This is a genomic window from Cellulomonas sp. Y8 (assembly GCF_008033115.1).
In the GTDB taxonomy this organism is placed as follows: Bacteria; Actinomycetota; Actinomycetes; order Actinomycetales; family Cellulomonadaceae; genus Cellulomonas.
In genome coordinates, this window is the sequence record NZ_CP041203.1 from 1622210 (window position 1) to 1636808 (window position 14599).

At 76.1% G+C, this 14599-nt stretch carries 9 protein-coding genes; 2 read left to right on the forward strand and 7 right to left on the reverse strand.

The genetic code is table 11. The features are described from left to right. Positions 1-37 precede the first annotated feature (37 nt). The 7 genes from FKM96_RS07285 to FKM96_RS07315 all read right to left on the reverse strand — a co-directional run bounded on the left by FKM96_RS07285 (position 38) and on the right by FKM96_RS07315 (position 9630). Positions 38-1666, reverse strand: a complete 1629-nt coding sequence (locus tag FKM96_RS07285; RefSeq protein ID WP_147794677.1) for an MFS transporter — start codon at positions 1664-1666, stop codon at positions 38-40. A gap of 101 nt (positions 1667-1767) precedes the next feature. Then, a complete protein-coding gene (locus tag FKM96_RS07290; RefSeq protein WP_147794678.1) occupies positions 1768-2919 on the reverse strand; it encodes a hypothetical protein in 1152 nt (383 codons plus the stop codon). Next, positions 2919-3878, reverse strand: coding sequence for a signal peptidase I (locus FKM96_RS07295; protein ID WP_147794679.1), 960 nt, complete (start codon positions 3876-3878; stop codon positions 2919-2921). The genes FKM96_RS07290 and FKM96_RS07295 overlap by 1 nt, the downstream gene beginning before the upstream one ends. Before the next feature lie 135 nt (positions 3879-4013). Beyond that, complete coding sequence (locus FKM96_RS07300) at positions 4014-4793, reverse strand: alternate-type signal peptide domain-containing protein (protein WP_168216906.1); 780 nt, start codon at positions 4791-4793, stop codon at positions 4014-4016. Positions 4794-4876: 83 nt separating this feature from the next. Continuing rightward, complete coding sequence (locus FKM96_RS07305) at positions 4877-5800, reverse strand: hypothetical protein (protein ID WP_147794681.1); 924 nt, start codon at positions 5798-5800, stop codon at positions 4877-4879. After that, positions 5797-6468 (reverse strand): hypothetical protein, encoded by a 672-nt coding sequence (locus FKM96_RS07310; protein ID WP_147794682.1) that lies wholly within the window; start codon positions 6466-6468, stop codon positions 5797-5799. Before FKM96_RS07310 ends, FKM96_RS07305 begins: the two co-directional genes overlap by 4 nt. Positions 6469-6639: 171 nt before the next feature. After that, a complete protein-coding gene (locus tag FKM96_RS07315) occupies positions 6640-9630 on the reverse strand; it encodes a hypothetical protein (protein WP_147794683.1) in 2991 nt (996 codons plus the stop codon). A gap of 592 nt (positions 9631-10222) precedes the next feature. Here FKM96_RS07315 and FKM96_RS07320 point away from each other — a divergent pair. Next, on the forward strand, positions 10223-12808 hold the full coding sequence (locus FKM96_RS07320; RefSeq protein ID WP_147794684.1) for a LuxR C-terminal-related transcriptional regulator: 2586 nt from the start codon (positions 10223-10225) through the stop codon (positions 12806-12808). Positions 12809-12881: 73 nt separating this feature from the next. After that, complete coding sequence (locus FKM96_RS07325) at positions 12882-14495, forward strand: proton-conducting transporter membrane subunit (protein ID WP_147794685.1); 1614 nt, start codon at positions 12882-12884, stop codon at positions 14493-14495. The last annotated feature ends 104 nt before the right edge of the window (positions 14496-14599 follow it).

The following is a 14599-nucleotide window of genomic DNA, read 5'->3' on the forward strand; positions in this document are numbered from 1 at the left end:
CCGTTTTGTGGGTTTTTCGCCCGAATGGACGTACCGGTCAGCCCACCCGGCCCGCGTCCTCGCCGGCGCGGTACCGCGGGAGCCGGCTCGCCGGCAGCGCGGCCACGGCGCTCAGGCCGGCGAGCACCAGCAGCCCCACCCGCAGCGTGTCCAGCCGGACCTGCTCGTTGACGGCGACGGCCGCGTCGATCTGCGCGGGGTCGGCGTCGGTGCGGGACCCCAGCGCCGCGCGGAGGTCGTCGTTGCCGACGAAGTCGACGGAGTCGAGGTCGACCTGCGCGACCAGCGACGGCGGCAGCTCCGGGTGCGCGAGCACGGCGCGCCCGACCCCGAGCCCCAGGATCGTGACGAGCAGCGCGCCGACCAGGGCGGTGCCGACGGCCGACGCGAGGTTCTGCGTGGTGCCGCGGATCGCGCCGACGTCCCCGGCCTGCTGCCGCGGGGCGGCCGTGACCAGCACGTTGAACACGATCGTGACCAGGGCGCCCTGGGCCGCCCCGAACACGACCAGCCCGAGGACGGTGGGCAGCGTCTCCCAGTTGTTCGTCACGACCAGCGACAGCCACGTGAGCGCCGCGGTGGTGAGCCCGAAGCCCGCGAGCGCGATCGTGCGCGGCGGGAACCGGCCGTAGAGCCGGACGACGAGCGTGGCGACGACGAGCACCGTGAGGTTGAACGGCATCATCGCCAGGGCGGTGTCGAGCGGCGTGCGCCCCTGCACGATCTGGATGTAGAGCGGCACGGTGAAGTTCAGCGCCGCCTCCAGCGCGACCACCGTGAACATCGCGTAGACCGCCGCGCGCTCCTGCGGCGACCCCAGCACCGACAGGTCGACGAGCGGGGTGCGCCCGGCCGCGACCCGGCGGCGGGTCCACCGCACGAACGCCTGCCCGAGGACGACGCCGAGCACCACCAGGACCGGGGCCGGCGAGACCCCCGCGACGTCGAACGGCGCGCCCGGCGCCGCGAGCAGCAGGCCCCACGCGTCGAGGTTCTGGAAGCCGACGGACACGAGGACCACCCCGGCGCCGACCAGCACCGCGCCGACCGCGTCGACCCGGACCCCCGGGTCACCGGGGACCGGCGGCAGCCGGGTGCTCAGCACGAGCACGACCACGGCGAGCGCCAGGGCCACGCCGAACACCGGGCGCCAGCCGACGAGGGTGCCGAGCACCCCGCCGAGCAGGAACGCGGCGACCCCGGCGAGCGCGCGCGCCGAACCGAGGGACCCGATGGCGGTGGCCCGCTGGTCACCGACGTAGCTCTGGGCGATGAGCGCGACCAGCGAGGGCACGATCACCGCGGCGGACGCGCCCGCGAGCGCCTGCGCCGCGATCACCCACCCGACGGCCGGCGCGAGCAGCATGAGCAGGCTCGACACCGCGAACGTCCCGACGACCACCCGGAAGGCGCGCACCCAGCCCAGGCGCTGCCCGACCTTCGCCCCGGTCATCACCAGGGCGGCGACCGACAGGCCGTAGGTCACGATCGCGCCGCTCACGGCGGTCGGAGGGACCCCGAAGTCGGCGACCATGCCGCCGATGGACACCGGCAGCGAGGCCAGGTTGAAGGCCATCAGCACCTGCGCCAGGAACAGGCAGACGAGCGGCAGCCACGACGCGCGCTCCGCCGCACGCGGCGTGGCCTCCCGGTCCTCCTCGCTCATGCCCCGGCTCCCCCCGGCCGCCCGCGGACCACGCCCCTGGCGCGGTGCGGGTGGGGCCAGGGTGCTCCCGGGAGGGCAGGAGCGTCCAGACGGGCTGCGCCTCAGCGAGCCGCGGGTCCCACCGGCTCCCGCCCGGGCTCCTGGCCCTGCGCCCCGAGGCGCGGGCGGGCCCAGCACTCCCCGCACTCGACGCTCCGGGTGCCGTCCTCGGCGTGGTGCACCGTCCAGCGGTCGCCGCGGCCGACACCGCCCCCGCAGACGTCGCACGCCGCACGCCGCCGGCCGAGGGCCGCCAGGAGCCAGCCGGCCAGCAGCAGGCTCAGCAGGATCAGGACCGCCCCGAGCAGCTGGGACCCGGTGACGGCGAGGCCGCCGTCGGGCGCCGGCTCCGGCGCCACGGGCTCCTCCGGGTCGACCGGCTCGGGCTCGGGCGGCACCGGGCCGGGCTCGACGTCGGTCTCGCCCTGGAGCTGAGCCAGCAGCCGGAAGTGCAGAGTCGTCGAGCCGTCGCCGCCGCGCTGGGCCGTCTCCGCGGGCGGCATGGTGAACCCGACGGTGACGGGCACGGTGTCGCCCTCGGGAACGCGCACCTCGGCGATGGTCGGCCGGCGCTCGGAGTGCAGCACCGCGAACCGCTCGGAGCCCTCGACGCCGGCGACGTCCCAGTGCAGCTCGACCGCCTCGCCGAGCCCGGGGTTCGGCGAGCCGGCGGGGACCGTCTGGTCGAGCAGCAGGTCGACCGAGAGGACCGCGTCCTCGGGGCCGGCGTTGCGCAGCGTCAGGGTGCGCTCGACGCGATCGCCGGGCGAGGCGACCCGGTCACCGACGAAGTCCGCCTCGACCGTGGTGTACCGCTGGCCGGACCAGTCGAGGTGCACGGTCGGGCCGTCCCACTCGCCGACCAGGGCGCCGTCGACGACGGTGCCGTCCGAGCCGGTCACCCCTCGCTCCGAGGCGTCGTCGCCCTCGTCCGCCTCCCGGCCCGTGGCCGCGGCGGCGGCCGCGCCACCGCCGTCCGCACCACCGGACGAGCCGGACGAGCCGGGCGACCCGACGGCCGGATCCGTGAGGGGCGCACCGTTGATCGGCGTCAGGCCCACGGCCGTCAGCGCGGCGGCACCCGTCAGCAGCAGCACGAGCGCCAGGACCCAGGCGAGCGTGCGCCCGCGCCGGGACAGTCCGCTCCCGTCGACGCGCACCACCTGGGGCTGCGCCCCGGGGCCGGCCGGGAGAACCACGGTACGGGAGGACATCACGCCTCGATTCGGTCGAGCAGACGAGCTGCGGGAGGGGGCGCGAGCACGGCGACCGGTGCCGTCGGAGGCTGGGGGTCGTGCTCGGGCTCGAGGCCGACGTCGTCGCCGTCGGGCCCGCGGTCGGGGCGCGGCGCACGCTCGGACCAGGCGGGGCGGGCCTGCAGCCGGACCAGCTCGAGCTCGCGCTCGCGGAGCTCCAGCTCGCGCTCGCGCAGGTCGAGGTCACGCTCGCGCAGCGCGCGGTCGTGGGCCAGCTCCTCGGCGTCGAGGGCCGGCGCGGCGGGAGCCGCGGGGGCGGGAGCGGCGGGGGCGAGGTCCGCGAGGGCGAGGTCCGCGGGGCCCGCAGGCCTGCCGGCGTCGCCGGGCGCCGCGTAGATCCGGGTGCGGGGCTTGCGCGTGCTGGACGCGATGCCGAGGGCGACCAGCGCCAGCGCGGCGACGACCACCACCGTCTGCACGTTGTCCCCGACCCACTGCCGGACCCAGCCGAGCTTCGGGACGCCGTACCGGAAGACGCCGCGGACCTGCTCGGGCGACACGGGGTCGTCCACCGCGGTGTTGGCGTCGCCCTGGGTCACCAGCCGGCAGGAGGTGCCGTCGTCGAAGGTGCCGATGGTCTTGCCGATCACCCGGTGGCTGATCAGCGCCGGGTCGTCGGGCTCGGGGTAGAACGTGACCATCTGGCCGACGCCGACCTCGGCGCAGACGTCGGCGGCGTCGACGCCCGCCACGACGATCACGTCACCGGGTGCGAACGTGGGTTCCATCGAGCCGGTGAGCACGGTGAGCGAGGCCCCGCCGGACAGCCGCGGCACGATCGCCAGTGCGACGACGAGGCCGATCAGCGCCAGGGTCAGGGCGGTGCCGACCGCGTGGCCGGCGATCCGCCACGGCGAGTCGTACCAGGATCCGGAGACCCGGACCGGGCGGCTCCTCGTGCTGACGCGCGTGCCCATCTGGCGGCTCCTCCTGGCTCGTGCTGCGGTCGGTCGGTCGGGTCGTGCGGGGGCCGTCGCCCGGACCGGGCGCACGGGGTCGCGACCGACCGCGCCGCGACCCGGGGCGGATCGCGGCGCGGTCGGACGGACGGCTCAGTCCTCCGGGTCCACCGGGTCCACCGGGTCCACCGGGTCCACGGTGTCCGGGACGACGAACTGCTCACCGACGCTGCGGACCTGGTTGAGCGTCAGCTTCAGGTCGCCGAGCGTGTGCTCGACGGTCACCTGGTCGCGCCCCTCGGTCTCCGCGTCGAACTCGCCGTAGATGACGACGGTGACGTCCTTGGTCGTCTGCGCCATCTCGACCACGAGGTCGTTCGCGTCGGACGAGCCGCCACCCTGGCCGGCGCGGGGCGCGGCGAAGAACATGCCGGTGTCGCCGTCGGTGGGCAGGGCCGCCTCCGCCGACAGGCGCGTGCCGTCGGCGTAGACCTCGTAGCTCCAGTTGATGCCCTCGTTGAACTGGCCCGGGGCACCGTCGAGACCGTCCACCGTCAGGTGGCCGACCAGGTTGTCACCCTCGAGGGTGACGGTCGCGTCGAACACCGCGGCGACCTTGTCGCCCGGGACCATGCGCCAGGTCGCGGTGTCGTCGATCACGTGACCGAGCTGCGAGCCGTCGGTGCCGGGGAGCGTCTGGGTCGCGTCGTTCCGGTCCGCCGAGACGTCCCAGAACGAGGAGTCCTCCTCGGCGGTGATGTTCAGGTCACCGGCGGTCACCGAACCGCCGCCGATGTCGGCGCTCGCCGACCACAGCGCGAAGGTGGATCCGCCGAGCAGCAGCGCGGTGCCGCCGGCGACCCAGAGCAGGCCCTTGCGACGCTTCTTCTCCTCGGTCACGACGACGACCGGGGCGTTGGTGGTGGTGCTCATGGTGGGTGGTTTTCCTCTCGTTCGGCCCATGAGGGGCCATCTGGTGGACCGTTCAACGCCCCGGTGCGGGGCCGAACGGGGCTCTAGCGGGCGGGGAACACCGGCTGGTCGCCGGTCCCCACGTCCGGGTTGAGGTTCGTGACGGCGGGGTCGAGCGTGATCACCACGTCGGGCTCCGCCGACGGGTCCGGGCTCAGCAGCGCGTGCCACTCCGACGAGTCGCGCAGCGCGGTACCGCCCACCCCCACCGCCTCGGCGGTGGCGAGGTTGCCGTAGACGGCACCGTCCGGGAGCGACCGCGGGAAGGCCACGGCGGCCTGCCAGTCGTCGAGCGCCAGGACGGCCGAACCGTCCGTCGCGACGCCCGCGGCCTCGACCCGGTTGGCGTAGAGGCCGTCCTGCTCCTCGAGCCAGGACATCGCGACGCACCACTCGCGGACGACCTCGTCGCCCGCCCTGTTGGTGCCGGCGGCCTGGAGCACGTCCTGCTCCCCGCCGATCACCAGCACGTTCTTGTGCTCCTCGCCGGGCGGCGTGGCCGGCACGGCGGAGCAGTCGCCGCCGAGGGCGGCGGGGTAGAGCTTGATCACCGAACCGCCGAGCACCGTGCCGTCCGGGGCGACGCCGTCCGCGATGTCGGTGACGGTGCCGTCGCCGGCGACCGTGGACCCGACCGTGACGTCGAAGACCAGGCCGGTGATGCCGAGCGCGGCCCCGGCGGCCTCGAACCGCCAGAACAGGGGGCCGGTGGTCCCGCCCTCGTCGCCCACGACCCGGGCGATCTCCGAGCCCGGGAGCACGACGGTCACCGGGGCGCCGCCGTCGGAGACGACGCGCGAGGCGTCCTCGCCCGGCACCTGGCCGGCGAACGTCACCGCACCGGTCCGCTTGCTCGGCTCGACGCCGTCGCGGCTGTCGGACCAGAGCGCGTGCGCGCTCAGCGCGCCGGCCCACAGCCCGAGCCCGACCACGACCGCCGCCGAGCGGGTCACCTGGGGGCGCTTCACTCGGCACCTCCCCGGAACCCGTCGCCCTCGCGGACCTGCTCCAGCGAGATCACGAGGCCGCCGCTGCTCCAGACGCCGGCGGCGTCGACCGGGTGGCCGTCCGTCCAGACGTACTCGCCCAGGACCTCGACGCGGATCACCACGACCCAGTCCTGCGGACCCTCGTCGCCGCTTCCGGCGAGGCCCGGCACGACCACGGTCTCGCCGAGCTCGGCGCCGTCGCCCTCGGGCGCGATCGTCGTCCCGGCGTCGTCGCGCACCGAGAAGGTGACCGCGATCCTGCCGGAGGCGATGTCGTCGGCGAGCCGGGACCGGTCGGCTGGCCGCAGCCCGAAGCCGCCGGCCAGGTTGTCGCCCACGAGCGTCGTGGTGACCGGCTGGGCGATCTCGACCACGTCTCCCGGCTTCGTGAAGAAGGCCGCGGGGACCGTGCCGTCGAAGACGCCCTGCTCGCGGTAGGCGACACCCGGGGTGACCTGCTCCCAGGTCGGCACGCCGACCTCGAGGGCCAGGTCGCCCGACGTGATGGTGCCGCCGACGAACCGGGCGTCCGCGGCCCACAGGGCGAAGGTCCCGCCCAGGAGGAGCAGCGCGACCACGAGCGCGGCCAGGGCCGGCGCGCCGAGCCGCGTGATCCGCGGCGCGGTGGTGGTGGTCCGTGCGTTCATGTCCTCCTCCTTCCCGTGGTGTGCCGTGCTTGCCGATGTATCCATCCTTGGGCGGCCGGACCGCGCCTGAGGGGGCTCCTCGGTGCCCTCCGCGCTCGCCTCCGCGCCCTCACGCGCACGTCTCAGTGCGCCGGCGGGGCCGGGCGACGCCCGCCTCAGCACCCGGTCGGGTCAGCCCGGGACCCGGGTGTCGCTCGGGATGAGGACCGCGCAGGCGTGCAGCCGGTGCACGGCACCGACGCCCAGCTCGGGCAGCGTCCCGATGAGCCCGTCCGAGCCGAGCCGGGTGTCCGTGTCCCGCACCGAGACGTCGGTGAGCACGGAGGCCCAGTCGTCCGCCGAGGTGTTGGTGACGGTGTAGACCCAGCAGACCGCCTGCCCGTCGCTGAGCCGGGACCCGGCCGGCGCCTCGGTACCCGTCGCCAGCACGCTCGCGGGCGACGTCGGGTCGCCGACGTCGACGAACGCCTGCTTCGTGATCTCCAGGTTCGGGTTCGTGGAGAACAGCCGGACGTCGAGGGCACCCACGACGAGGCCGTCGTAGTTGCGGTCGGCCGAGGTCACCGCGTGCCCCACGCTGACCGACAGGCCGTTCTCGTCGAGGTCGGGACTGCCGACCGTGACCGGCAGCGGGCCCGTCGTGCCGCTGCCCGCGCGGATCTCCGGGTCCGGCGTCCCGAGGGTGACGCCGAGCTCGGTCCCGCGCGCGTCCAGCGCCGTGCTGAACCGCAGGTCGTCGCTCGGCACCGGAGCACCGGGCCGGACACCCAGCGCGTACTCCGCCTCCTCCCCGGAACCGACGACGAGCGCGACGGCCGGAGGGTCGACCACGACCGGGTTGACGAAGGTGATCTGGTTGTCGGAGCTGGTGGCGGCACCGATGTTGGTCACGCCCGCCTCGGCGGTCACCCGCCCCGGCTCGATGGCGGCGGTGACGACGGCCGAGTCGTCGACCTGCGCGACGACGGTGAACTCCGTGTTCCCGGTGCCGGCCACCGGGGTGACCGAGACGGCGCGCGGGTTGAGCCGCTCGGCGTCGATGGTGTCGTCCGTGGGCTCCGCCGTCACGGTCAACGAGTCGGGCGTGAACGTCCCCGGGTCGAGCGGGAGCGTCGACTTCACGGTGTAGTGCAGGTCACGCGCCAGCGTCGGGTCGTTCTGGTCGGCGGCCTGGTCGATGGACAGGTCGACGCGGCAGGAACCCGTGATGGTGAGCGCGCGCGAGATCTGGGTGGAGGCCAGCTGCCCCCCGGGTACCGCGTAGTGCGCCTGCACCCGCAGGTGGCCGCTGATCGCGCCGGTCGCCGGGTCGATCGGCGCGACGGCGTCCGGCTCGAGGTGCGCGAGCCGGGGGTCTCCCGCCGCCGGGATGGTGACCGCGATCCGCTGCCGCTGCTGCGACGTCAGCTCGATGGAGTCGAGCACGGCGGTCGAGTGCCCCGTCGCGGTGCCCCAGAGGACGTCCACCACGGTGGGCGCGTCGAGGCGGCGCTCCGTGCGCGGCTCGATGTCGAACTCGGCCGTGCACCCCACCGGGTAGGGCGTCGGCTGGGTCGCGGCATTCCCGCGGGCCGTCGGGAACCAGGGGGCGAGCTTCCCGTTGGCGCCCTCGTTGGCGTTCACGAGGATGTTCTCGGTGAGCCCGATCTCGAAGTCGTTGGGCGCCCAGGCGGTGCTCAGCGCGGGCGAACGGTGGGTGTTCATCCGCACCGTGACGGCGCCCGTCCCCGACAGGTGGACGAGGTTGTTCCGGGGCAGCGACGTGGTGCCCCACCAGACCTGGAACCCGACCATGTCGTTGCGCTCGATGGTCACACCCGACGGCGTCACGTTCCGGCTGCTGCCGTGCGGGCCCGTCCAGTGCACCGCCGAGACGGAGACGTGCGGGGTGGCGTGGAGGCGGTTGTCCACGATCGAGCCGGATCGCCCGATACCCCTGCCCTGCGGGAGGTGGACGAGGGCGGTCACGGCGCTCGGGGACGCGTGGGTGACCTGGAGCCCCGTGAAGGTGTTGTCGGCGATCGAGAACTCCTCGACGCGCGCCGCCTCCGCGGTGGTCCGCCCGAAGTCGATGAGCGGGACGGGCTCACGCAGCCGCGCGCCCTCGACCACGTTCCTCTCGAACGTCATCGTGTCGACCACGGCCGAGCGCAGGTCCACGAGTCTCGAGCTGCTGTTCACGGCCTGCGCGAAGTTGACCACCGTGTTGCCCGAGAACGTGAGGTCGCGGACCGTCTGGTTGCGCAACGACATGGGGGACGACGTGCAGCCGGTGGCCGAGGACGCGTTGCACGCGCCGGTGGCGGAGCCGGAGTACCGCACGCCCTCGACGGCGAGCCCGCTGACCGGGGCGGACGCGGACGACCCGTCGACGAAGCCCCATCCCTGGGTGGTCCCGTTCGACGCGAACCCCGACACCTCGTAGTCGGTCAGCCGGACGTTGGACGCCCCGCCCCGCACGACCAGGAACCGCTTCGGGTTCGCGTTCGGGGTCGCCATCGTCCCGCCGGTGATGTGCACGTCCGAGGCCCGCGGACCGACGTAGAACGTCGTCTCCGCGCCCCACGAGTCGTCGACGCCCTGCAGGGTGATGTCCGGCCCGTCGATGTGGAACACCGCCGCGCTCGGGACCGCGGAGCTGTTCGGGGGCGCCGCCCGGAGGCGGTTCTCCAGGTCGATGGTCACGGGTGCGGTGATCTCGAAGACGGCGCCGTTGTCGCCGGTGATCGTGCCGCCCGTCGACACCGGGGTGGTCCGCATCCAGGTGCTCTCCGACGGGCCGGTGATGTCGATGAGCCCACCCGCGAAGTCGGGGTGCACGCCGATGCGCACCTGCCCGACGCCGGCGTTGATCGTGTTCGACTCCTCGATCGCGGCGCGCAGCGTGCACGCGCCGCTCGCGGTGGCGCAGACCCCGTCGCCGCGGGCGTCGTCGCCCTCGGTCCCGAGCGAGTCCACGAGGAACTCGTGCGCCCAGGCGGACGGCGCGGCACCGGGGTCGCCGTGGGCGGCGGTCACTCCGGTCGCGAGCAGCGCGCCGCTCGCGGCGACGGCACCGACCGGCCTGGACCACCGACCGGCGAGCGCGCGCATCGGCCCGCTGCCGCGCTGGGGCCGGACGCCGCGCAGGGGCCGGGCGCCGGACGAGTGACGTGAGATCATCGAGGCCTCCTCGCGACGGCATCGGCACTCCGGCGGCTCTCGCCCCGGGTGGCTCGTCGCGGTGACAGGTGCGAACTGGACGGGACAAGACTCCGGGCCGCTCGTCCCCGCTCAGCCCCTCCTCGGTGGGACCGACGGCGCTCCTCCGCACGGACGCACCCGACCTCGGTGCGATCGCCCGCGGCCCCGGCGGTGCTCTCGGTGCGACCGGGCTCCGGCACGCCGGCCCGGTCCCCCCGCGAGCTCGTCGTCACCCTGCGCATCCGGCAGACGGTCCGGCCGTCGGCCGGGGACGGAGCTCCGCAGGCGCCGCGCTCAACGACGGCGGGCGAGGCACTGAGCTCGGACGACGGGGGTACTCAGCGCTGCTCGGAGCCGGGCAGGTCGGGCACCAGGGTCGTCCCTGGTCGACCGGCCGGCGTTCCGGGGGGATCTCGGGCACGTCGTCGGGCGGACGACGACGCCCTGCCGGCCGGTCGACCACGCGACTGCGCGCCCGGGTCTGGTCAATCCGCCCGAACAGCGGTCCACTGGGAGGCCCGGTTGCTTGCGCGCTCGACGATGTCCGCGGACGAAGGACCAGGTGGGACCGATGACCGATCAGATCGCCGACGGCGTGGCCGCCCTCGCCGGGCGCGGGACCAGCGTGCTGCTCACCGGTCCGGCAGGGTCCGGGCGCTCGCACGCGCTGCGCCGCGTCGCCGCGCAGCTGGACCGGTCCGGCCGGGACGTGCTCCGGGTGGACGGGGTCGCCGGCACCCCGCCCCTGGCCGCCGTGCGGCTGGCGCTGCCCGGCGTGCTCCCGGGCCGCGGCGCCGAGCCGGTCGGGTTCGCCGGCCTGCACCAGGCGCTGCTCGAGCACCTCGGCGACGACGACACGGTGCTCGTCGTCGACGACGGCCACCTGCTGGACCGGGAGTCCTGGGGGCTGCTCGGCGCGGTGCACCGCCGGCTCGGCACCCCCGTGGTGACGACCGTCGTGCCCGGCGTGCCGTTCGTGCCGTGGTTCGTGGAGAACGTCCGGCCGGTGGTGGAGGTCGCGATCGGCGGCATGTCCGCCGAGGGCCTGCACGCGGTGCTCGAGGAGCGGGCGCAGGGCCCCGTGCCGCCCCAGCTCTCGGTGCGGATCCACGCCGAGACGGGCGGCCAGCCCTCGCTGGCGCTGGCGGTGTTCGACGAGGCCCGCCGGCGCGGCTGGGAGCCCGGCCCCGTGCCGGACGAGCTGCTGCGCTCCGCGCGGGTGTCCGGGATGCACGCGGCGGCCGTGTCCGGGCTCCCGCCCGAGGACCGCGACGCGGTCGAGCTGCTCGGCGTCGTCGGGCCGCTGCCCCTGCGCGCCGCGCTCGCCCTGCTCGGCGGGGACCGGCTGTCCGCCCTGGAGCGGCGCGGCATGCTCCGCGCGGGCCGCTCGGGCGGGGAGCCCACGGTCGCCGTCGCGCCGCCCGGGCTCGCGGACCACCTCGCCCGTGCCACCGGCGAGACCACGCGGTACCGCCTGGTCACGGCGGCGCTCGACGCGCTGGACACCGACCCCGGGGGCGAGGACGCCGGCCTGCGCACGCGGCTGCGCGGGCTGCTCGCGGCCGTCGGCGACGACGTCGCGGGGCCCGTCCCCGCCGGCTGGTCCGAGGACCCCGGGGCCGGGGGCGCCGCCGTCGCCCGGCTCCTCGCCACCCGGGTGCGCATCCAGCTCGCGGCGGCCGCGCGCCGGTGGCAGGACGACCCCCGCACCGAGCACGCCGCCGAGCTGCTCCGGCTGCTGCTGTCGGTCGAGGACGAGCCCGGCCGCGTGGACGACGTCCTCGCGCGCACCGACCGGACCACCGACCTCGACGGGTTCGCGCCGGTGCAGCTGCGGTACCTCGAGGGTCGCTGGGCGATCGCGCAGGGCGGGGACCCCGCCGCGGTCGCGGACGGCCTGGTGGCCGGCCTGCCGGCCGGCGCGACACCCGCGCACCGGGAGGCGCTGGACTCGCTCGCGGTGGCGCTCCGCGCCGAGTACGGGGACGTGCCCGACGGCTACGCCGCCACGCTCGGCCCGCGGGTGGACGGCGACGACCCGGCGGCGGCCGCGGCGCGCGTGGCGCTGGCGGCGTGCCACGTGATCGCGGGCCGGCACGACGACACGGCCGCGCTGCTGGCCGGGGAGCGCAGCGGCTGGCCCGCCCTGCTCCGGGACAGCGCCGACGTGCTCTCCGTGCTCACCCGGTACGGCAGCGGGCGGTTGGCCGAGGGCGTCGACCGGGCCCGCGCGCTCGCGGGCGCGGCCGTCGACGAGGGCTCGCCGTCGACCTGGGTGGGCGGCCTGTACGTGGCGGCCCTGTGCCTGGGCAGCCGGATGCGCCTCGACGCCGCCCGCCGCGAGCTGCTGCCGGTGCTCGCCTCGGGCCTGCGCGCCCGCGCGCTCGTCGTCGCTCCCGACCTGGCCGCCCGCGTGCTGCTCGCCACGCTGTCGCTGCACAGCCAGCAGACCGGTCTCGTCCAGGGGCTGCGCGCGCTGGCCGAGGAGCACGAGGCGCCCGCCGACGCCCTGCCGTTCGGCGACGCGCTCTGGGTCGCGGCGATGAGCCTGTTCGCCGGCGGCGACCCGGAGGAGGGCGCGCGGCTGCTCGACCTGCTCACCGACCGGGAGCGCGGGCTCGGGCACCACCTCGCCGCGGACGCCACCCGGATCTACCGGCTGCTGCTGTCCTTCGACCCGGGGCTCGCGACCGCCTTCCGCGGCACCGCGGAGCGGGTCGGCGGCGAGGCGTACCTGACCTACCTCGACGCCCAGCACGCGCTGCGGGACGGGCGCGACCCGGACGCGCTCGTGGCGGTCGCCCGACGGTTCGTCGCCCTGGACATGCGGGAGCAGGCGGTCCGCTGCTACCTGATCGCGGCGGGCCTCCTGCAGGTCGCCGGGGACGACGACGGCGCCGCCCGCGCCCGCGCCGACGCGCAGGTGCTCGGGTCGACGCCCTCCGTCCCCCTCGACGAGCAGGCGGGCAGCGCCGAGCTGACCGAGCGGGAGCGGGAGATCGCGGCGCTGATCGCGCGCGGCGAGTCGACCTCGGCGATCGCCCGGCGGCTGTTCCTCAGCCGGCGGACCGTCGAGAGCCACCTGTACAACATCAGGCGGAAGACCGGCGCGAAGGACCGCGCCGACATCGGCCGGATCGTCGACCCCTACGCCTGACCGCCGTGGGCCGCCACCTACCCACGCCTGCGCGGGCGACCGCGGCTGCGACCGCTCCTGCCAGGCTGCGGCCGTGACGACCGACCTGCTGTGGCTGGGTGCCCTCGCGCTCCCCGCCGCGCTCTGCGCCGTGCTGCTGGCCCGGGGCGGCGACCGCCGCCGGACCGCGGCCGCCGCCGCGCCGCTCGCGCTGCTCCCGCTCGCGGCGCTGGCCGTGCTGGGCACCGGCGCGGGGTCCGGCACCGGCTCCGGCTCGGACGGGCTGGTGCTGGTCGACGCGCTGTCGCGCCCCCTGGTGCTGGTCGCGACCGTGCTGTACGCCGCGGCCCTGGTCGTCACCGCGCGGGCGGGCACGCCCGGCGCCGTCCGGCTGACGGCGCTGCTGCTGCTCTGCTGCGCCGGCAACGCCCTGGCGCTGCTGGCGGCGGACGTGGTGACGCTGGTGGCCGGGTGCCTGGTCACGACCGTCGCGGTCGGGCTGATGGCCCGGCTCCCGGCGGGCGGTCCCGCGCGGTCCGCCGCCCGGGTGCACCTGGCCCTGGCCGTCACCTCGGACGCCGCGCTCGTCGCCGCCGCGGCGCTCGTCGTCGGGGCGGGGGGCGGGCGGCTCGCCGACGTGCCCGCGGTGGTGGCGACCTCACCCGTCCTGGTGCCGGTCGTGGCGCTCACCCTGGTCGCGTTCGGCATCCGCGCCGCCACGTTCCCGCTGCACGGCTGGCTTCCGCTCCTGGAGTCGACCGTCGCGATCCCGGTCGGCGCCGTGCTCAGCGGCACCGTCGTCAAGGTCGGGCTGGTCGGCCTGCTGCGGCTGCTGCCGCTCGGCGAGGTCGCCCTGCCGGGCTGGGGCACCGCCCTGGTGGTCGTCGGGCTGGCGGGCGGGCTGCTCGCCGTCGTGCCGGGGGTGCTGAACGACGACGCGGAGGTGTCGCTCGGGTACAGCACGGTCGGCCAGATGGGCTTCATCACGGTGCTCGTCGGGGTGGCGCTCGCGATCCCGGAGCTCGCCCAGGCGTGCGCGCTGTCGGCCGTCGTCTACGCGGTGCACCACGGGATGGCCAAGGGTGGCCTCGTGCTGTCCGTGCAGATCTGGCAGCGGCACGGGGGCGGGCGGCTGCGCGGGCTGGTCCTCGCCGGCGCCGCCGTGCTCGCCCTCGCCGTGGTCGGCGCGCCGTTCGGCAGCGGCGCGGTGGCGAAGTACGCCGCGAAGCGCACCCTCGCCGACGGCCCCGAGCTGGCCGTCATCACGGTGGCGCTGCCGTTCGTCGCGACCGTCTCCACGTTGATCCTGGTCCGGACCGCGACGATCCTGCGCCGGCACGTCCGACCGGGCCCGGTGGGGGCCGACGTCGGCCTGGTGTCCTGGGTCGTGCTCTGCCTCGGCGGGACCGTCGCGACCTGGTACCTCGCGGGCCGGTGGGTGCCGGTGCTGTCCGTGCCCGCCCTCGACACCGTCACGCTGTGGCAGGCGACCTGGCCGGTGCTGCTCGGCCTGGGGCTCGCCGGGGTCGGGGCCGTGGCGGTGCGGGCCGGCCTGGTCCCGCCGCGGCTGCGGGCGGCCACCGTCCCGCGGGGCGACCTCGTGGCGGTGCTGGGCGGGGCGCTCGACGCGGCGGCCGCGGCGCACGCACGGGCATCGGACGGGCGGGCGCCGGCCCGCGCGCCCGGCCCCCCGGACGAGCCCGTCTGACGCCCGCACCGGCAGGCACCGGGAGGCACCGGGAGGCACCGGGAGGCACCGGAACGGCTGGTCGAGCCGGTCGCCGGTCTCGGGGAACCGCCCGACCGGCGGGT

Excerpts from the sequence above, each read along its gene's own strand:
- FKM96_RS07285 (WP_147794677.1), bottom strand. The coding sequence starts at position 1,666 with ATGAGCGAGGAGGACCGGGAGGCCACGCCGCGTGCGGCGGAGCGCGCG.
- FKM96_RS07290 (WP_147794678.1), bottom strand. The coding sequence starts at position 2,919 with ATGTCCTCCCGTACCGTGGTTCTCCCGGCCGGCCCCGGGGCGCAGCCC.
- FKM96_RS07295 (WP_147794679.1), bottom strand. The coding sequence starts at position 3,878 with ATGGGCACGCGCGTCAGCACGAGGAGCCGCCCGGTCCGGGTCTCCGGA.
- FKM96_RS07300 (WP_168216906.1), bottom strand. The coding sequence starts at position 4,793 with ATGAGCACCACCACCAACGCCCCGGTCGTCGTCGTGACCGAGGAGAAG.
- FKM96_RS07310 (WP_147794682.1), bottom strand. The coding sequence starts at position 6,468 with ATGAACGCACGGACCACCACCACCGCGCCGCGGATCACGCGGCTCGGC.
- FKM96_RS07315 (WP_147794683.1), bottom strand. The coding sequence starts at position 9,630 with ATGATCTCACGTCACTCGTCCGGCGCCCGGCCCCTGCGCGGCGTCCGG.
- FKM96_RS07320 (WP_147794684.1), top strand. The coding sequence starts at position 10,223 with ATGACCGATCAGATCGCCGACGGCGTGGCCGCCCTCGCCGGGCGCGGG.